This window comes from Mycoplasma sp. 3686h (genome assembly GCF_056781225.1).
Genome location: NZ_CM165562.1, coordinates 935,700 through 956,265, shown reverse-complemented (window position 1 = coordinate 956,265; position 20,566 = coordinate 935,700). Strand labels below are relative to the sequence as shown.

Sequence of the window (20,566 nt, the reverse complement as noted above, 5' to 3'; positions counted from 1 at the left end):
TAGTGGATATTAGTCAAAAATCACCAGTAAAAAATAAAACTAAATTTAGTTGTGAATATTTGTTTTATAACTTTACAAAATTATTAATTATAATAAATACAATAATGAAAGAAAATATACGAGAAATTGTTTTACAAATTAACAATTTAAATAAGACCTATGATAAACAAAAAACCATTAATAATTTAACGTTTCATGTTCACAAAGGTGAATTATTTGGTTTTTTAGGGATTAATGGTGCAGGCAAGACCACAACCTTAAATATTATTTTAGGTTTTACAAAAGCTGATTCAGGGGAAGTTTTAATTAATAATAAAAATATTAATAATTATCCTGAGTACATTAGAAGTCAAATTGGGGTTGTTTTTCAAGAATCAATTCTCGATCGATACTTATCGGTAAAAGAAATTTTGTATGAAAGAGCTTTTTTATACTTTAAAGATAAAAAAGCAATTATTAAAGAAAAAGTCCAAGATATGATTGACACTTTTGAATTAAACGAATTCGAAAATAAGTTGTATAAATCTTTATCAGGAGGACAAAGACGTAGAGTGGATATTGCTCGAGCGTTAATTCACTCTCCAAGTATTTTATTTTTAGATGAACCAACTACTGGATTAGATCCAAGTTCTCGGAAATTAGTGTGAAAAATTCTCAATAATTTAAGAAAAAATCAATTACTCACTATTATTTTAACTACTCATTACATGGAAGAAGCAAGTAATTGTGATAATGTAATCGTACTTAATAAAGGTGAAATTGTTGCTCAAGGAACAGTTGCTGATTTAAAAAATAAATACACTTACGCAACGCTAAAAGTTTATTCAAAGAAAAATAGCAAATTAGAAGAATACATTCACAACACTAATAAAGAATTTGTCTTTCAAAACAATTGCTATTTAATTAACTTTAAAAATACCAAAAAAATTAATGAATATTTAATTGAACATAACCATATTTTTAATGATATTGAAATTATCAAAGGGGATATGGATGATGTCTTTTTATCAATAGTTAATAATTAAGGAAATTATGAGTACATACATATTATTTCGTCGACAGTTTATTTCGTTATGAAATCAAAAGTTTCGATTTTTCTTTGGTTTACTAGCACCGATTTTTATTTTTGCTATTCTCTTATTAATTTTTAATTTAGTTTCGCTTCAACGTGGGCATAAGGATTTATTAGCTCGAGATAATTTTCAAATTGGGACTGGATTAATCTTTTTAATTACCATTATTAATGGTGCAACATTAACTATAATCCAAATTCAAGATAATTATAATAATGCTGTTAATGATATTAAAGTAACTCCAATTAAGCATTGAAAAATTCGTTATAGTTATTTTTTGTTTAACTTTGCAATAAACTTTATTACCACGTTTTTAGTGTATATAATTTTTATTTTCTTTATTTTAGGTTTTAATGTAAATGAAGTAAGAGCGTTTAATTCAAAACAAATTTTAAAAAGTATTGCCTCAGATACTATTGATTCAGTTTCTTCGTTCATTAAATATGTTAAAGAAAGACCAGAATTAAGTGCCAAATACGGAAATTACGTTGACGAAATTTTAAAAAATTTAGAAAATATTTATTCATCTACTACCAAAGACACTCCAAATGGTATCTTTAATTTTGAAATTATTAATATTTTGAATATTTATACAATGTTTTGATCTTTTTTACTCATAATTTGTGGGACTCTGTTTGCTTCATTACTTTTTCCAATTGTTTTATCACGCTTAAGATCGCTCAACGTATCGCAAGCACTTAATATTATGTTAATTTTATTTGGTGGATATTTTATTGGTTCATTTATTCCTCTATCATTTTATCCGGCGTGATTAAGGTCGTTTTGTTCAATTATTCCAACAACTCATATTTTACAAATCACTCGACATACACTATATGTAAATACAATGAATGAAGAAGCAAATTTAGCTTTAAATCCAATTAGCTTATTTGGATTTAAATTATCAGTTGCATGAAGTTTAATTTACGTTTCATTTTGAATTTTGTGCTTATTCTGAATTAATATTTTTATTGATAAAGTAATTCAAGGATGAAATTGATTTAAATATTTAATTAAACTTCATTTAGAGAAAATAAACTTTAAAAAGAAAATTTTTAGAAAAAGAAAATAACTAAAAATATGATACACCAGGAAGCGAATTTGATGTATAATAAATTCGCATAACTTTTATATATTAAATATTGATTTTAGAAATAATAAAAGAAAGGAAGTTTTAAATGCCAACAACAAACCAATTAGTTACCAATGGTCGTGTTTCAAAAGAAAAGAAACAAAACGCACCTGCTTTGAGTTTAAGTTATAACTCATTGATTAAAAAAGCTAAAAAACTAGCTTCACCATTTAAACGTGGTGTATGTACTCGTGTTGCGACCATGACACCTAAAAAACCTAACTCAGCGTTACGTAAATATGCTCGTGTTAAATTATCAAACGGTATGGAAGTTACAGCTTATATTCCAGGAGAAGGACACAATCTACAAGAACACTCAGTGGTGTTAATTCGTGGAGGTCGTGTTAAAGATTTACCTGGGGTTAGATACCACATTGTTCGTGGAACTCAAGATGCTGCCGGAGTAGCTAAACGTAAACAAGGACGTAGTTTATACGGAGCAAAAAGAGAAAAAGCTAAATAGTTCAATTAATCAAATTACTTATTATTTAACGAATCGAAAATAGGAGGACATTATGTCAAGAAAAAAAAGTGCACCAATCCGTGAAGTACTTGCAGATCCAGTTTTTAATTCTGTAATTGTTACAAAATTAATTAACACTATTATGCTTGACGGAAAAAAATCAATTGCTCAAGATATTCTTTATTCAGCATTTGAAATTGTAAAAGAAAAAACTCAAAAAGACCCAATGGAAGTATTTTTACAAGCTGTAGAAAATATTACTCCACAATTAGAAATTAGAACCAGAAGAATCGGAGGAACCAACTATCAAGTTCCTACCGAAGTTTCTCCACGTAGAAAGAAAACACTTGCTCTTAGATGACTTGTTAATTATGCACGTACTAGAAATGAAAAAACTATGGATGTACGTTTAGCTAATGAAATTATTGACGCATCAAACAAAACAGGAGGAGCTATTAAGAAACGTGAAGATACTCACAAAATGGCTGAAGCAAACCGTGCATTTGCACACTTCAGATGATAGTATCTTAGTATATAATTAATAGATATTATGGCAAGAGATTATGATTTAAAAGACTACCGAAACATCGGTATTATGGCTCACATTGATGCAGGTAAAACTACTACAACTGAAAGAATTTTATTTCATACAGGTAAAATTCACAAAATTGGTGAAACTCACGATGGAGCTTCACAAATGGACTGAATGGCTCAAGAGCAAGAAAGAGGAATTACCATTACCTCAGCTGCAACTACAGCGTTTTGAAAAGGAAAAAGAATTAACGTTATTGACACTCCTGGACACGTTGATTTTACTGTTGAGGTAGAACGTTCATTGCGTGTGCTTGATGGTGCAGTTGCTGTTTTAGATGCTCAATCAGGAGTTGAACCTCAAACTGAAACTGTTTGAAGACAAGCAACCAATTATAAAGTCCCAAGAATTGTGTACGTAAATAAAATGGATAAAGCCGGAGCTGATTTTGAAAAATCAGTTGAATCAGTTAAAACCAGACTTGGTGGAAATGCAGTTGCAATTCAATGACCAATTGGTTCAGAAGCAGACTTTACTGGAATTATTGATTTAGTAACTATGAAAGCAGTTACTTATAATGGTGAAGCTCAAGAAGAAGAGTTTGAAACTGAAATTCCAGCTGAATTAGTGGATGTTGCAAAATTAAAAAGACAAGAATTACTCGAAGCAGTTGCTAATTATGATGAAGAATTAATGATGCTAGTGCTTGAAGGTGGAGAATTAGATGAAGCTTCATTTAAAGAAGCGATTCGTAAAGCTACTTTAACTGCAGAATTTTTCCCAGCTGTTTGTGGAACATCATTTAAAAACAAAGGGGTTAAGAAAATGATTGACGCAGTAGTTGATTATTTACCTTCACCTCTTGATATCCCGCCGATTAAAGCTTATGAAGGTGATAAACAAGTAGATGTTTTAGCAACTGATGATGCTGAATTTGCTGCTTTAGCATTTAAGGTTATGACTGACCCATTTGTTGGAACCTTAACATTCTTCCGTGTTTATCGTGGAGTTTTAAATAAAGGAAGTTACGTTTATAACTCAACCAAAGAACAAAAAGAACGTATTGGACGTATTCTACAAATGCACGCGAATAACCGTGTGGAAATTGATGAATGTCGTGCTGGAGATATTGCTGCAGCCGTTGGACTTAAATCAACCACTACTGGAGATACTTTAATTTCAGAAAAATCACCAAAAATTGTGCTTGAAAAAATGGTATTCCCTGAACCAGTTATTTCGCAAGCTCTTGAACCTGAATCAAAAGCTGCTACTGAAAAACTTTCATTAGGATTACAAAAATTAGCTGCTGAAGATCCTACATTCAGAACTTATACTGATGAAGAAACTGGACAAACCATTATTGCTGGTATGGGTGAGTTACACCTTGATATCATTGTAGATCGTTTAAGACGTGAATTTGGTGTACAAGTTAAAGTTGGAGCACCTCAAGTTTCGTACCGTGAAACAATTACTAAAACTGCAGAAGTTGAAGGTAAACATATTAAACAATCAGGTGGTAAAGGTCAATACGGACACGTTTGATTGAAATTTGAACCAAACCCAGATGGTGGATTTGAATTTGTTGACAAAATTGTTGGTGGAAAAATTCCTAAAGAATACATTAAACCAATTCAAAAAGGTCTTGAAGACAAAATGGCTGCTGGTATTTTAGCTGGATACCCAATGATTGATATTAAAGCTACTTTATTTGATGGATCATACCACGATGTCGATTCATCCGAATTAGCTTATAAAATTGCTGCTTCTAAAGCTCTTACTAAAGCTAAAGATGCTATTGGAACAGTTCTTTTAGAACCAATTATGGATGTGGCAGTTGTTGTTCCTAGCGACCACATTGGAGATGTTATCGGGGATCTTTCAAGAAGAAGAGGACTTGTTAACGACCAAGAACAAAGAAACGATGGAGCTACAATTGTTCGTGCCGCTGTTCCTCTTTCAGAAATGTTTGGATATTCAACCGAACTTAGATCAATGACCAGTGGACGTGGAACATATCAAATGCAATTTGATCATTACGAAAAATGTCCAAAAAATATTTCTGACGAAATCATTAAACGTAGAAATATTCAAAATAAAGACGAAGATTAAAATTATTTTAAAAGTACCCACAAGAAAACTCGCTTTTGCGAGTTTTTATTCATATTTAATACTTTTAACCACAAAATACGCATAAATATTATCTTTAAAATGTTTTGATATTTTACACATTATTTTATTTTTAAAAGTTAATTTGCTATAATTATAAAGTAATTAACGAGGGTGCCTTTCACTAGAAAGGCTGAGAAATACCTAAGCTGATCAAGGCAATGCTTGCGTAGCTAAGTTAACTGACAGAGTTATTTTTCAGTAAAACCCCTTAAAAACAAGGAGTTTTTTTATGCATAAAATATTTAAAAAAATAAAACCGCTAATTCTAGGGTCGCTAGGTTTAGCACCACTAGTTGCAGCATCATGTACTGGTTCAAGTACAACTACACCAGGTAATGGTAATGCTCAAATTGATTGGGATACCAATATTGTTTATTTTGGTCCAAAACCAAATGCATCAAAACCAGGTTTTACCGATGAAAAGAAAGCACAATTTGAACAAAAACTTACTAATTATTTTAATGAACTTAAAAATAAAGATGAATCATTAAAAAAATATCCAGATGTTTCAATAAAAATAAAGTATGGTAAGGGCAGCGAAAGAGAAAAAGAATATTCAAAATTTTTATCAAATGACAAAGCAGCAGATTTTGTTGATTTAAGTTTCAGTAAATTTCTTGATAAACCTCAAAACGAGTTATTACCAGCTGTTGCACAAACATGGACACTTAAATTCTTGTGAACACCAGAAGAAAATAAAGTTAAGTTCGAAAATAAAGGAGCTAATGACCCATTATTTAAAATGGCAGAATCAGCCAATAAACTACAATTAGAAAATACTACATATGGTCCACATTCAACTTGATTTGACCAAGGTAAAAAAGAATTATTAAAATGAGACGAATCTAAATTTGGAGTGTTTTATAAAGATAATGAAGTTACTCCGAATTTTTTCGGTTCAATTTTAATTGCTGGTACACCTGAAGAAAGAGCTAAAATTACAAAAGCATGAGTAGATAAAGATTGAGATGCTTTTAAAAGTTATGGAATTGTATATGAAGATTCGTCGAGTCTTTCTCAATTCAAAGCACAAGCAACTATTATAGCTAAAAATTTCAACAAAAAATATGAAGATATTGTTAGTTATTTACAAAACGAAAACGGAAATAATTTTGTTTTATCTGGTAAAGCTCCTGAGAGTGTTCTTGGGGTTACAACTTCAGATAATAAAACCTACAGAATAGGTTTTGATTATGATGGTGTATTTAACTGAACACCACCCACATGAGACACAAGTAATCCACCAACATCATTTAACTTTAAACCAACAGATCCTAAAGCCGAAGTTAGATATTTAACAATGACTGGACCGTTACTATACGATGTTGTTTTTGCTCGTAAAAGAATGCCAATAGAACAGCAAAAATTATTTGCTCAAGCATTAGCAAAACTTACATTAGAAGAAAATACATACGGAATTTTTACAGGACTTAATAAATATGTTCCTTTAACACAAGAAAAATTACAAGAAGAAATACAATATATAAAACAAAATTTCAATGGATAATATTGTTAAATTTGAAAATGTTAAAGTAAGTTTTAAAAATCAAGAATTTTTTAAAAATATCACTATAGATTTACCTAAAGAAAAAATGATTGCAATTGTCGGTAAATCTGGTGCAGGAAAAACCACATTAGTGAATTGTATATTAAAAGGAACCCCCTATCAAGAAGGTGAAGTTTATTTGTTTGGCGAAAACATTAAAACCACAAAAAACAAATGAAAAAAGCTTATTTCTAAAGTAGGTTATATTACCCAAGAACCTAATTTAATTCAAACAGATAGCGTTTACAGTAATATTAAAAGATCGTTTCGAAATTATGATAATTGATTTTATAAATTCTTTAACTTACTTAGCAAAAAAGACGAACAATTTCTTTTTAATACACTTAGAAAATTAAATATTTTGCAAAAGGCATTTGAAAGAGTTGAAAATTTAAGCGGTGGAGAAAAGCAAAGAGTTGAAATTTGTAAAGCAATAGTACAAAAATGTCAACTATTAATTGCTGATGAACCAACTTCCAACTTAGATTATGATACTTCTCAAATTGTTATGCAAGATATTCGTAAAGTTAATCAAAGCGAAAATCTCTCAGTTCTTGTAATAATCCATGATCTTAAATTAGCGTATCAATATTTTGATTATTTTTTAATTGTCAAAAATAAAAAAGTATCTTTAGTCAAAAAGGAAGATTTAACTTTTGAACAATTAGTTGAATCAATTTAAAATGAAAAAAAATACAATAAGGTCTTTTTTTCAATACCAAATAACCATTGATGGTGTTTCCACAGGATGAAAAATCAAAAAAATCTGAGTTTATTCATTTTGAATTGCTCTTACCCTTTCAGTCATTTTTCTTTTCTTATCTTATAATTTTTCAATTAATTATCCTGATGGAGTAGAAGTATTTGTCAAAGGATTTAAAAAAATTTTTAAATTTAGCCAAATTAGTACTTTTAATGGACTTCGTGATAATTTATGAACAAGATCATTGAGTTATTTATTTATTAATATTCAATATGCTATTGTCGGTACTTTTTCGGGATTTGTTATTGCTTTATTCACTGCTTTTTTAAGTAGCGAAAAATTTAATAATAAAATATTTGCTAATTTAACCAAATTTATTCTTTTCTTTCTAAGAGCAATTCCGGAAGTTGTGTTTATCTTAATTTTCAGAAATCATTTTGAAATTGGAAGCACAATTTTGCTCTTAACTTATTTTTGGTTTTCTTGATTATGATTACACAAGTATTTTGTGGAAATTTTTAAAACAGTAGATACAAAATTCTATTATTTATCAATCAGAATGGGAAATAGTAGATTTTATGCATTTTTCAGAGAAATTTATCCAAGAATTAATAATAAAGTTATTGGTTTACTAATTTATTCATTTGAATCAAATATCAGATGAGCATCATTGCTCTCGACTTTTGGATTAGTTGGAATCGGAAGTTTAACTAACTACGCTGCGCAAAGCGCGGGAACTTTTATAGATCAACTTGGGATTCCGTTGTTTATTTTAATATCATTTATTTTATTTTTAGAATTACTAGATTATTTATTTAAAAATTATGTGTTAAAACATGTTTCTTTTAAGAAAATATCAAAAAATAAAATTATTAAATTTTTACAAATTAACTGACAAAAGATATTTAAAATAACTCTTTTGACTTTCTTAACAATTTATAGTATTTATGTTTTTAGTTCCTTAAGTTATTCATCATTTTACAGAAATAATTTCTTTTTATCTTTTGTAAATAATTTTTTCAAACCCGATTTTAGTGTCTTTAGCTTGAGTGGGATACCAGGAACATATGATCCTTTTTGATTGGCTGCTCAAAACTGAAAACACACAATTTTCACATTAATAATTTTATTTTGATTAGTAATAATCACCCTTCCTTTTTTGATAGAACAACAAAACAAAAAAATAACCATTATTTTTACTAAAACGTGATTAATTCTTTTAAGAAGCACACCTTCAGTAATAATCTTTTTTATTTTGAGCGGTCTTTTTACATCTAGTGCAACACTAATTTTAATAATTTTAGCTTTTCATAGTTCTGGAGCCATTTTAAAACAACTATATGATTCGGTAAATAAAATCGATAATTCTAAATTTAAAAATTTAAGATTAATTGGATGAAGCAAAATTAAAATTTATAGACATTATGTTTTACCTTATTTAAAAAGAGATTTAATCACTTTATTCACAATTTATACAGAAATTATGTTCAGAAACGTTATTTTATATAGTTCTTTTTCTTCGGAAGAATTTTATCTTGGTAATCTTTTATCTAGCAATCTTGACGAAAGATCAATCAATTATAATAAGGCTTTTGCTTATATGTGATTAGCTATGTTTAATATTTTTATAATAAATGTTATTTCTAATTTAATTCTCTACTTTGACAAATTCAAAGATAACATATCATCAATTAATCATTTTATAGTCAATAAAAAATATAAAAAGATATTTAAATTTCAAAAATTTATAAATCTTAAAAAATTCTCATAGATTTATAAAATGTAATTAATTAAGGAAAAAGATCATAATTAAATTATGATCTTTTTATATCTAAAATAATTTCATTTGATCAGTGTCGTCTAATGTATTTAAAACACCCAAATTATTAAGAGTGTCAAGAAGAGTTTTGTTAATTGAAGTTCGTTTTGCAAAATCCTCTTTAGAGATAAATTCTCGCTCGTTACGGGCTTGAATTATTTTCTTAGCCACAGATTCTCCAAGCCCTTTAACAGCTGAAAAAGGAGGAATTAGTGCTTTGTTATTTTTGTCAATTACTCATTCTTTTTCAAGTGATTTTTCAAGGTTTATATTATTAATTGAAAAACCACGAGCGTACAATTCACGCACTGATTCAAGGGTCGTTAATAATGCGTCATCTAGAACAGTTTTCTTAGGTAATTTGTTAATTTCGTTAATTTTCTTATTAGTTCTCAGAGCTCCATGATCATTAACAATAGTTTCAATATCAAATTCTTCAACTCTAATAGTGAGGAAAGTAGCGTAATATTCAAGAGGATAATAAAGTTTAAATCACGCAATCCTTCAAGCCATTAGCACATAAGCGGCCGCGTGAGCTTTAGGGAACATATATTTAATTTTTTGCATACTATCAATGTATCAAGTAGGAATATTTTGTCCTTCAAGCTTAGATGCTTCTTCATCGGTAAGTCCTTTTCCTTTACGGACTTTTTCCATTATTTTAAATGATTCAAGTGCATCAACACCCTTACCCTTTAGATAGTATAAAATATCATCCCTACAACAAATTACATCTCTTAAGGTAAAACTATTATTTTTAATTAATGTTTGAGCATTGTTTGCTCAAACATCTGTACCGTGCGAGAGACCTGAAACTGAAATTAAATCAGCAAAACTTGTGGGTTTAGCTTCTTTAAGCATTTTACGAACAAAATTAGTTCCAAATTCAGGTAAACCAATTGCTCCGGTTTGTTCACCCCCAATTTGAGAAGGATCAATATTTAATTCCTTGGTTGAAGTGAATAAAGACATGACACGTGGGTCTTTTTTAGGAATGTCTCTTTGAAAATTAATATTTGTTATTCTCTGAAGCATTAAAATTGCAGTTGGATCACGGTGTCCTAAAATATCGAGTTTTAAAACATTATCATGTATGGCGTGAAAATCAAAATGAGTTGTTTTTCAATCAATACTAGTATCATCAGCTGGATAATTGGTTGGAGTAAAATCTTCAACTTGAAATTCTTTAGGAATAATAATAATTCCACCAGGGTGCTGACCGGTTGTTCTTTTTACACCAATAATTTTTGAAGATAAAAAGTCAATAAAATTTCGTGAATAACCAAAGTTATATTCTTCTTCAATTTTTTTAATATAGCCAAAAGCAGTTTTTTCTTTAATGGTAGAAATAGTACCGGCTCTAAGCGTATTTTCTTCACCAAAAATACGCTTAACTTCGTTATGAATTTCAGCTTGATAATCACCAGAAAAGTTTAAATCAATATCAGGGACTTTATCAGCGTTAAACCCTAAAAAGGTTTCGAATGGAATTGAATGACCATCTTTGTCCATTAGTGTATTACATTTAGGACAATTTTTATCATCTAAATCATATCCAGAAGTAATTTCACTATTTTCAAACAATTCAAAGTTTTTACATTTAGGACAAATATAGTGTGGGGGAAGTGGATTTACTTCAGTAATTCCGGCCATTGTAGCCACAAGTGAAGAACCAACGCTTCCCCTACTTCCAGCGATTGAACCCATATCTTCACATTTTTGAATTAATCTGTTTGAAATTCAATAAATAACATCATAACCATACTTAATAATCGGTTGAATTTCTTTTTCGAGACGCTCTTGAATAATTGGAGGTAAATTTTCTCCATATTTTTCACGAGCGGTTTTATAAACTAAATCATAAAGTTTTTGGTGTGAATTATCAAACTTTGGAGTATATAAATCTTTTTTAATTATTTCAATGTTATCATCAATCATTTTTTCGATTTTATTTGGATTGTTAATAACAATATCTTTAATTAATTGAACGTTTTCTAAAAAAGAAAATTCATCCAGCATTTCCTTAGTGGTTAAAAAGTGTAATTTAGGAATGGTTAATTTTTCTGCTAGAGCTTTAGATTTATTAAATAAAAAGTGCGGAGTTCCACCAATACCCATTGAATAAACCAACGATTTATAAAAAATTTGATCTTGATCTTTTTCATAACGAGCATCAGAAATTGCAATAACCGTTTTTCCTAATTTTGTAGCATCTAAAATGAGTTTTTTTAGAGCGGTTTGAATTTGTGTTAAAGTTAAATCATTTTCCCCTACATTATTTAAAAAAGCACTAGGATGAGGAACCTCAATGTAATCAAATATTTCTAGTAATTGTTTTTGTTGTTTTTCACTTCCGAATAAATAAGCATCAATTAAACCACTACGAATACCACCTGAACCAAACAATAAGTTTTTGGATTTAACTAAATCCTCAAAAAATAGTTTAGCACGTCCAAAAAAACGCTTAGTTAGAGCTAAAGTTACTAATTGAAAAAGTTCTTTTAAACCTTGTTGATTTAAAACTAAAACACTGATTTCATCGGCGCGAACGTTTGAATAATAACCTTCAGAAACAAATGAATATAAATCGTTAGTAGTAAATACTTGCGATTTTTTTAATTGTTCTATCGCAAGGATTCAAGCATTAGCTAAAACACGAGCATCATAATCAGCACGGTGAGCTTCGTCCTCTTTATATTCAATTGATAAGTATGAACAAAATGCACCTAAAGTGTGTCTTCTTTTTCAAGGAAAAAGCAAACGCGACACTGCTAAAGCATCCATAAAGGTAGTATTTGGTGTTGGGATGTTATATTCAGCAAATTTTTGATAAATAAATCCCATATCAAAATTACAGTTATGAGCAATAGCATAACGGTTGTTTAAAATATCATAAATTTTATTTAAACCCTCAATTTGTGATAAACCATCTTTATCTAACATTTGGTTTGTAATTGATGTTAAATTAGTAGTAAATGCAGAAATGGGTGCACTTGGCTTTAAAAAGAATTGAAAATCATTAATAACCATTTTATTTTTAACAATTACTCCACCAAATTCAATAATTTCGCCAAAAGTAGCAGATAGATTTGTTGTTTCAAGGTCAAAGACAACGTATTCAATATCATCTAAATCAAAATTATCAAATTGATTTAAAAAGACTTTGTTATTTTTATTAATAACATTAAACGAAGCACCATAAATTGGTTTAATTTTAGCTTTTTTAGCTGCTTGAAAAAATTCTGGAAAAGCTTGAACACCATTCAAATCGCAAACCCCAACTGCTTTATGACCTAATTTTTGTGCAAATTCAACAACTTGGGTCGGACTCATTATTCCATCCATTGTGTTCATTTTGGTTTTGGTATTTAACTCAATTCTTTTAATTTGTTCATTATCAACAGGTTCAGTTAAAGGAGATTGAGTTTTAACAATTTTATTAGCTTTAACAATGTTTTGAGATTTGTCAAAACTTTTACTTAATTCACCGTAAACCTCAACTCAATCATTAGTTAGAAAAATTTCATCAGGAGATAATTTTTCTTTTTGAAAATAAGACACTTCAATAGCATCTTTCATATCTGAAATTCAATATTTATAAATAAAGAAGTTTTTACGATCTAGAAAATCAGTTTTATATACTTGACCTTTAATTGCAACATTAAATTTTTGAGGAACATCTAAGATGGTATGAAGATCTTTAATATTCATTGGTTGATAATTATCTTTATTAGAATTATATTTATTTCTTTTGACATTATAAATACCTTTATTAAAACTAGAATTCCCTTGATCACTTATTTGTAATAATTTTTGTTCTTGTTCAAGGATAAAGCTTTCAGAAGCTACTTGATTTTTAATTTTAATTTCTGTTAAATTAATTTCAAAATCAACTTTTGTTAAGTTTAATTGTGCGAATTGGTTTTTTAAGTAGAGAATAATTTGGTTTAAAAGTTGTTCTTTTCCAGGTTCAGTTTGATTCAAAATTCATTTACGCTTTTCCGTGTTTAATTGCAAAAAAGGAGAATTTTTATTATTTTTAGAAATGTCAACAAATTTAGGTTCTTGGGAAAGAAAATGAAGTGCATATTCTTTGATTTTAGGATCTTCAGGGAAATAATTATCAACACAATATTTAGCGTTAAGTTTTAGACCCTGAAAATGATAAATTTTGTGTTGGAGTAAGACAAAATCTTTAAGCAAAGGAATATCTTTAAAACAAATTTGGAAATCAACTTCCTTTTTATCGTTGCTAAATTTAAATTCATTATCTAGAAAATATGCATCTTGAATGGAATCCAATTCTCCTAAATCTAAATTTTTAGCAAAATTATTAAAAGAAATATCGCTATAAAATGCTTTGTTTTTCATTTTTACTCCTTATTGTCGAATTGTTTAAAAAAGAATAGTTATTAATGAAAATAGTAAAAAGACAAAAATTATACTGTCTAACCTGTCTAAAAAACCACCATGACCTTTTAGTATATTTGAAAAATCTTTAATTTCATTTCAACGTTTAATCATTGAAAATAACAAATCACCAAGAACAGCGATAATAGGTAAAAATACAGTAAATAACACCAAAGATGTTTTTGCGAAGAAAAAAGAATTTACACTATTTTCAGGGATTGTAAACAAAATAGTGTAATAATTCTGTCAACTGATTTGTGAATGTTGGTCACTAAAGTTTAAAAGAATTATAAGTGTTATCACTACAAGAAATGATAAAAATCAACCACCTAAAAGACCCTCTCAAGTTTTTTTAGGACTAATAGTAGGAGCTAATTTCTTTTTAAAAAATTTATTTCCATATTTACGTCCAACAAAAAAACCACCCATATCACTGACACTAGCCCCTGCTATCAGAACAATAATATACGACAATCCTGAATGAGCTGACATTAAAAAAACAAAAATCTTTAGAAAAGTAGCAATTAAAAAACTAAATAATAAATAAACTATTGCTCTAACTAATAGGTTAATGTAATTAATTTCCTTAACGGTGATCATGCGAACAAGCACAAAAATCAAAGAATTAACAAAAAGTGAGAGATAAAAAATTCATTCTGAATAAACAAAACCAAATAAAAATCGAACATTTCTTTGAAAGTTACTAAATAAAAAGCTAGTTCCTAAAAAAATATTGGTTAATTGAATAATTCCTAGGATTAGTGCATTTAATTTGCTTTTTGTAAATGCATAAGCTAATTCGTAAAAAAGTCTAAATCCAATTAAAGCATATAAAAATAAAGAAAATAATCGCAAGATTATTTTTCCTATATCTGCAGAATTTGTTCAATTAAAGCTAGTAAAAGTGTAAAAAGATAATCTAAAGAAAACAAAAATTAAAACTAAAATAATAAGCAAAACAAAAGAGGGTAAAACCCTTTGATAGAAAATTGAATTATTTGTTTTGGTATTTAAAGTCATAATAGTATTTTAATTATATTAAAAACTATGTTGCAAATTCTTTGTTTTTCTTTTTGTTTTCATATTCTTGGACACTTTGTTCAACTAGCTGGTAAAAAGGTTTATCGTCAAATGGCATTACATCTTGAGCGTTTAACCATAAAATAATTAGATAATAAATCAAAATTTTGTGTTGATATAAATATTCTTCTCAATAAGATTCATAACGATCTAAAAAGATTTTTTCTTGGTTTTTGTCTAAATTATTGCTGGTAATAAAATAAGCTAAATCAAAATGCTTATCACCCATAGAAGCATATTCTCAATCCACAATCCAAAGTTTTCGATTCTTATCCATGAGAATATTAGTTTTAAATAAATCATTATGCAAAGGACGGTTATTTTGCATTTTTGATAAAATCAAATTAATTCGTTTGTAATGCTTATTTAAAACATCAATTTGAATATTTTTATCCTTTAAAACCTTACGATATTGTTTAATTCGTGCCGCATGGTTAGTTTTAGGGAATTTTAATTTTGAATTATGAAGCTCTTTTAGATAATCAGCAATTTGAATTAAGACATTATCACTCAGTTCATAATCAACATGATTAATAAATTCAAATTTTAACCATTGAGATGAATTTTCAATTAACTGAGGAACAAAATTAAGTGAACTTAAAATTTGATAATCAATCTTGTGATTAAATTGGTTGAGTTTCTTTTTTTGAGTAAAGATGTTACCATCTTTAAATGATTCGTTAGTGTAACCTAGGTTGATTTTTTCCATATAAAATCCTTTTTTCCACAAATTTACGGCAATAATTATTCTATTTAATATTGAATACTTATTATATTGTATAATTATAAGAACTAATAAATATTTAAAAATCGAATATTCGAAAGGAATAAATTATGAAAATTTTAGTTGTTGGGGCTAATCATGCAGGAACATCGTTTCTAAGAACTTTACAAACAATTAAACCCCAAGACAATGTTGTGGTTTATGACCGTAATACTAATACATCATTCTTAGGGTGTGGAATTGCTTTATGAGTTGGTGGAGAGTTTGAATCTCCAGAAGGATTATTCTATTCATCTCCAAAAATTCTTAGAGAAGAATACAATGTGGATTTAAAAACAGAACACGAAGTACTAAAAATTGATAGAGTAAAAAAAGAAGTTTTAGTTAAGGATGTAGCAACAGGTAAAGAATTTACTGATACATACGACAAGTTAGTTTTTGCTGGTGGAACTTGGCCAATCGAACCTCCATTCAAAGGTAAAGAATTAAAAAACATCATGCTTTCAAAACTATTCCAACACGCACAAAAAATCCATGACGCTGCTGATGATAAAAAAGTTAAAGATGTTGTTATTGTTGGAGCTGGATATATTGGAGTTGAGTTAGTTGAAGCGTTTCACTTAAAAGGTAAAAATGTTACTTTAATTGACTTACAAGAAAGAGTAATTCCTAACTACTTTGATCCTGAATTTACTGATGTAATGGAAAAACGTATGAGAGATTCAGGTGTTAAATTACAACTTGGTGAATCGGTAGTTGAATTTAAATCAAAAGACGGAGAATATGTTTCGTCAGTTGTAACTAACAAAGGTGAATATAAAGCTGATTTAGTAATTTTATCAATTGGATTTAAACCAAGAACCGAAGCTCTAAGTGATGTTGAAAAATTACCAAACGGTGCAATTCTTGTTGATGAATTCCAACGTTCAGTTTCAGATAAAGATATTTATGTAATTGGTGATTCAGCATCAATGATGAACAAAGTAACTGGAAAACACTGCCACATTGCTCTTGCAACTAATGCTGTTAAAACCGGACTTATTGCTGCAATGCACATTGCTGGATTAAATGTACCTTTCCCAGGCGTTGTTGGAACTAACGCAATTAACGTGTTTGATTGTCACTACTCATCAACTGGTATGACTAAAGCTTCAGCTGAAAGATTTGGTCTTACAAACGTAGCTGAAGAATACTTCATTGACAATGATCGTCCTGAATTTATGAAAGAGCACGACAAAGTTGCAATTAAACTTACTTATGATAAAACAAATTACAAACTATTAGGTGTGCAAATTGGTTCATGAGGACAATTCTACCACACAGAAGTAATCTTTATGTTTGCTTTAGCAATTCAAAAAGGACTTACACTTCCTGAAATTGCTTTAACCGATGTTTACTTCTTACCACACTTTAATAAACCATTCAACTTCTTCTTAGTTGCAATGCTTAACGCACTAGGAATTAAATACAAAAAATAATAATTAAGCACGACAAAAGAGCAAAAACAGATTTTGCTCTTTTATTACGCTTATAAAAATCAATAGTTTCTTTATAATTAGTAATACATATGAGGTTAAGACATAATAAAAATGCTGCTAGCGAACTTGAAAAATCCGAGTATTATTTAAAAACATTTCCGATTAAATTAAATAATGAAAGTGTTTTAGAAATAGGAGCAGGAAAAGGTGAAATGATTAGTCAAATGGCTTTAAAAAACCCAAATAAAACCTTTTTTGCTCTTGAAAAATATCCAACCGTAGCTCATAAAATCTTAAAAAAGATTAATGAGCTTAAGTTAAATAATTTATTTATTATTACTCAGGATGCAGCAAAAATTCCTGAATTATTTACAGGTAAAATTAACGAATTATGGTTAACATTTTCAGATCCATGACCTAAAAATGCACATGAAAAAAGAAGGTTAACATATAAAAGTTTTTTAAGTTTATATGAACAAATTCTCACAAAAAATGGGAAAATTAGGTTTAAAACTGATAATGATAAATTATTTGAATATTCAATTAAATCATTTAAAGAAAATAATTGAGAGATTATTGCTTGCACACATGATTTGCATAATAGTGAATTTGTTAAAGACAATCATCCAACAGGATATGAAATCAAATGATTAAGCAAAGGAAAGAATATTAATTATTTAGAAGCAAGAAAAAACTAGCTCTGCTAGTTTTTTAATAAATTCCTAATTGAATATTTCAAAATACTGGTAAATAATTATTTCCGTGATAAGTATTAAATCCAATAATTAATCCAATCCCAACAATACACAACACCACCACCAAATCTCGTCATGAAAGTTTTAAGTGACGATATTTAGTCCTTTTAGAATATGGTTCATATCCACGGGTTTGCATTGCATCGCTTAAATCGTCAGCTTTTGCAAAACTTGAAACAAATAAAGGAATAATTAAGGTTGAAAAAGCAACCGCTTTATCTTTCAACTTACCATTTTTAAAATCAATCCCTCTTGAACTTTGTGCTTTCATAATACGCTGCGATTCATCTAAAAGGGTTGGGATAAATCTCAAAGCAATTGAAATAATCATAGCAATAATTTGGGTTGGAATAAATAAAAGCTTAAGCGGAAACATTAAATCTTCAATTGCTTTAGTGAGTAAAATAGGTCTAGTAGTGTTAGTTAATAATGTAGTTGCTAGAATCATAGTAAAGACCCTGATAAATAGTGCAATACTGCGATTTAGCGCAAGCATACTAACAACTAAGTTTTGTTCATAATCCTTATTTACAGGAAATTCTGGGTAAGTTAAATACCAAGGAAACGGTTTATTAGCAGTTAAAGCAAATGCTTGGAGTGGATTATCTTTGTATTGTTCTAATAATTCTTTAGAAGCAAAAGTTTTAGCGACATCAACATATTTAATCGTTAATAAATTAATTAAGAAAATTATTATGGCCATAATAATTGGGAATTTAGCCATTTTAATGATTGATTTAATTCTTTTAACAATAATTAAATATACAGTTAAAAGAGGAATAAGCAAAATCAAACTATCAATGTAGTTCTTAGCCATAAAAGCAAAAACTACATAAAAAACTACAATAATAATTTTTAAACGAGGGTCAATATTATAAAAGAAACCCTTTCGAGGAATATATCTTCCAAAAACACTTTTCATTATTGACCTCCTTGAGAATTAAGTCAATTTGCTAATTCTTCCACTGATTTTACAGGAGGTACATTTAAACCACGGTCTCTGAGTTTGTGTACAAATTCAAGCAATCGAGGTGGTTGAAGATTATTAATTTTTAAAAAGTCAATATCATTTAAAATCTCGTACGGATTTCCGTCCTTACAAATTAATCCGTCTTTAAAAACAACTGCTCTTTTTGCACGCTCAAGAACATGATCTAAATCGTGAGTCACGTTAACAATAGTGGTTCCTTGCTCATTAAGTCGAGTAAGAATATCTAAAATTTCAACCACCCCAACTGGATCGAGTCCAGCAGTTGGTTCATCGACAACCAAAAATTCTGGTTCAAGAGCTAAAATACCAGCAAGAGCTACCCGACGTTTTTGACCACCTGATAAATCAAAAGGACTTCTTTTGAGATATTCTTCACTTAAACCAACTAGTTTAATATAAGTTTTAGCTTTTTCTTTAGCTAATTCCTTATTCATACCAAAAGCAACAGGAGCAAAAATAATATCTTCTAAAACAGTTTGCTTAAATAATTGATATTCAGCAAACTGAAACACAACCCCAATTTTGTTTCGAATCATTTTAGAAGCTTTAAATTTAAATGATTTTTTTAATTTTTTACTTTTAGGATATAAAAAATTAAATCAACGCTTTTTGTAATTAGGAAGCTTAAGCAATATCGTTTTTTCATCACTAGGGTTTTGTTTAAAAATCCAAGAAACTTCACCTTCGGTTGGATTTAATAAAGCATTTAAATGTTGAATAAAAGTGGTTTTTCCGCTACCGGTTTGTCCGATAACTCCAATATATTCACCTTGGTTAATAGTAATTGAAACACTGCTTAAAGCCTTAAATTCTCAAGGAGTATTTTTTGAAAAAATATGTTGTACATCACTTAATTTTATTTGCATATTTTGTTTAATAACTCCTCTTCGTTATATGTAGGTTCAATTCCTTTGATTAATGAACTAAGTTTATAAACAAAAGGAGAATCAATTTTAGCAATTTGAATAATTTCTTTGTTATTTAAAATATCAATTGGTTTTCCAGAAGCAATTAACTTACCACCTGAAAAAACCAAACACTTATCAGCTAAAATAGCTTCATCCATATCGTGGGTAATTGAAATTAGAGTTTTATCTTTTTTAGATCTAATTCCTTGAATAATTTCGATTACTTTTTGCTTACCTTTAGGATCAAGCATTGAAGTAATTTCGTCAAAAATAATTACTTCAGGATCTAGAGCAAGGACAGAAGCAATCGCTACCCGTTGTTTTTGACCCCCAGAAAGATTTTCTGGTTCACGCTCTAAATAATCCAACATATCCACTTTTTCTGCATACTTTCGTACAGTTTCAACCATATCTGGACGAGACATTCGTTTATTTTCAAGTCCAAAAGCAATGTCATCTTCCACTGAAGAACCAATAAATTGGTTTTCCGGATTTTGGAAAACAATTCCAATCTTTTTTCTAACATCGATTAAAGTTTCACGCGAATAAATAATACCATCAATAGATAATTGACCACTTGTTGGTTTAATAAGAGCTGAAAGAATTCTAGAAAGAGTACTTTTACCCGAACCGTTATGTCCTAAAATAGCAACATATTCACCTTTTTTGATTTCAAAAGAAACATTTGACAATGCTGGGACAATGTCGGTTGCTCGGTACTTAAAAGTAACATTTTCAACTTTTATCATAATAATAATTTTACCATATTAAAAAAATATGCTT

The 20,566-nt window shown here is 28.8% G+C and carries 16 protein-coding genes; 10 read left to right on the top strand and 6 right to left on the bottom strand.

The window, feature by feature from the left end; all coding sequences use genetic code 4:
• The first annotated feature begins 104 nt into the window (after window positions 1–104).
• From AC1RP9_RS03840 to AC1RP9_RS03805, 8 genes are all read left to right on the top strand, one after another.
• A complete protein-coding gene (locus tag AC1RP9_RS03840; protein ID WP_481822338.1) occupies window positions 105–1,025 on the top strand; it encodes an ABC transporter ATP-binding protein in 921 nt (306 codons plus the stop codon).
• Window positions 1,026–1,032: 7 nt separating this feature from the next.
• A complete protein-coding gene (locus AC1RP9_RS03835) occupies window positions 1,033–2,145 on the top strand; it encodes an ABC transporter permease (protein ID WP_481822336.1) in 1,113 nt (370 codons plus the stop codon).
• 106 nt (window positions 2,146–2,251) lie between these two features.
• On the top strand, window positions 2,252–2,668 hold the full coding sequence (gene rpsL / locus AC1RP9_RS03830; RefSeq protein WP_481822334.1) for a 30S ribosomal protein S12: 417 nt from the start codon (window positions 2,252–2,254) through the stop codon (window positions 2,666–2,668).
• 52 nt (window positions 2,669–2,720) lie between these two features.
• Window positions 2,721–3,191, top strand: a complete 471-nt coding sequence (gene rpsG / locus AC1RP9_RS03825; RefSeq protein WP_257043555.1) for a 30S ribosomal protein S7 — start codon at window positions 2,721–2,723, stop codon at window positions 3,189–3,191.
• 27 nt (window positions 3,192–3,218) lie between these two features.
• Entirely contained in the window at window positions 3,219–5,309 is a 2,091-nt protein-coding gene (gene fusA / locus AC1RP9_RS03820; protein ID WP_481822332.1) for an elongation factor G, read from the top strand.
• Window positions 5,310–5,598: 289 nt separating this feature from the next.
• A complete protein-coding gene (gene cypl, locus AC1RP9_RS03815) occupies window positions 5,599–6,876 on the top strand; it encodes an ABC transporter thiamine pyrophosphate-binding lipoprotein p37/Cypl (RefSeq protein WP_481822330.1) in 1,278 nt (425 codons plus the stop codon).
• The gene (locus AC1RP9_RS03810) at window positions 6,869–7,597 is read left to right on the top strand and encodes an ATP-binding cassette domain-containing protein (RefSeq protein ID WP_481822328.1); all 729 of its coding nucleotides are present in this window, start codon (window positions 6,869–6,871) and stop codon (window positions 7,595–7,597) included. The genes cypl and AC1RP9_RS03810 overlap by 8 nt, the downstream gene beginning before the upstream one ends.
• A 1-nt stretch (window position 7,598) precedes the next feature.
• Window positions 7,599–9,389 carry a PhnE/PtxC family ABC transporter permease gene (locus AC1RP9_RS03805; protein ID WP_481822326.1) on the top strand — a complete coding sequence of 597 codons (1,791 nt, stop codon included), beginning with the start codon at window positions 7,599–7,601 and terminating at the stop codon, window positions 9,387–9,389.
• A 60-nt stretch (window positions 9,390–9,449) separates the two neighbouring features.
• Here the strand turns inward: AC1RP9_RS03805 and AC1RP9_RS03800 are convergent, their stop codons facing one another.
• From AC1RP9_RS03800 to AC1RP9_RS03790, 3 genes are read right to left on the bottom strand one after another with little or no spacing between them, the layout of a single operon-like run.
• On the bottom strand, window positions 9,450–13,808 hold the full coding sequence (locus AC1RP9_RS03800; RefSeq protein ID WP_481822324.1) for a PolC-type DNA polymerase III: 4,359 nt from the start codon (window positions 13,806–13,808) through the stop codon (window positions 9,450–9,452).
• Window positions 13,809–13,832: 24 nt separating this feature from the next.
• Window positions 13,833–14,867: a phosphatidate cytidylyltransferase gene (locus tag AC1RP9_RS03795; RefSeq protein ID WP_481822322.1), complete on the bottom strand. Its 1,035-nt coding sequence runs from the start codon at window positions 14,865–14,867 to the stop codon at window positions 13,833–13,835.
• Window positions 14,868–14,892: 25 nt separating this feature from the next.
• Complete coding sequence (locus AC1RP9_RS03790; protein WP_481822320.1) at window positions 14,893–15,636, bottom strand: phosphotransferase; 744 nt, start codon at window positions 15,634–15,636, stop codon at window positions 14,893–14,895.
• Between the two features lie 125 nt (window positions 15,637–15,761).
• On the opposite strand from AC1RP9_RS03790, the gene AC1RP9_RS03785 reads away from it, so the two are divergent.
• Both AC1RP9_RS03785 and trmB read left to right on the top strand, forming a co-directional pair.
• Window positions 15,762–17,129, top strand: coding sequence for an FAD-dependent oxidoreductase (locus AC1RP9_RS03785; protein ID WP_481822318.1), 1,368 nt, complete (start codon window positions 15,762–15,764; stop codon window positions 17,127–17,129).
• 89 nt (window positions 17,130–17,218) lie between these two features.
• On the top strand, window positions 17,219–17,827 hold the full coding sequence (trmB, locus tag AC1RP9_RS03780; RefSeq protein ID WP_481822316.1) for a tRNA (guanosine(46)-N7)-methyltransferase TrmB: 609 nt from the start codon (window positions 17,219–17,221) through the stop codon (window positions 17,825–17,827).
• Window positions 17,828–17,840: 13 nt separating this feature from the next.
• On the opposite strand, the gene AC1RP9_RS03775 is transcribed toward trmB, so the two are convergent.
• From AC1RP9_RS03775 to AC1RP9_RS03765, 3 genes are read right to left on the bottom strand one after another with little or no spacing between them, the layout of a single operon-like run.
• Window positions 17,841–18,806 (bottom strand): energy-coupling factor transporter transmembrane component T family protein, encoded by a 966-nt coding sequence (locus AC1RP9_RS03775; RefSeq protein WP_481822314.1) that lies wholly within the window; start codon window positions 18,804–18,806, stop codon window positions 17,841–17,843.
• The gene (locus AC1RP9_RS03770) at window positions 18,806–19,741 is read right to left on the bottom strand and encodes an energy-coupling factor transporter ATPase (RefSeq protein WP_481822312.1); all 936 of its coding nucleotides are present in this window, start codon (window positions 19,739–19,741) and stop codon (window positions 18,806–18,808) included. Before AC1RP9_RS03770 ends, AC1RP9_RS03775 begins: the two co-directional genes overlap by 1 nt.
• The gene (locus AC1RP9_RS03765) at window positions 19,732–20,532 is read right to left on the bottom strand and encodes an energy-coupling factor transporter ATPase (RefSeq protein ID WP_481822310.1); all 801 of its coding nucleotides are present in this window, start codon (window positions 20,530–20,532) and stop codon (window positions 19,732–19,734) included. Before AC1RP9_RS03765 ends, AC1RP9_RS03770 begins: the two co-directional genes overlap by 10 nt.
• Window positions 20,533–20,566 lie beyond the last annotated feature (34 nt).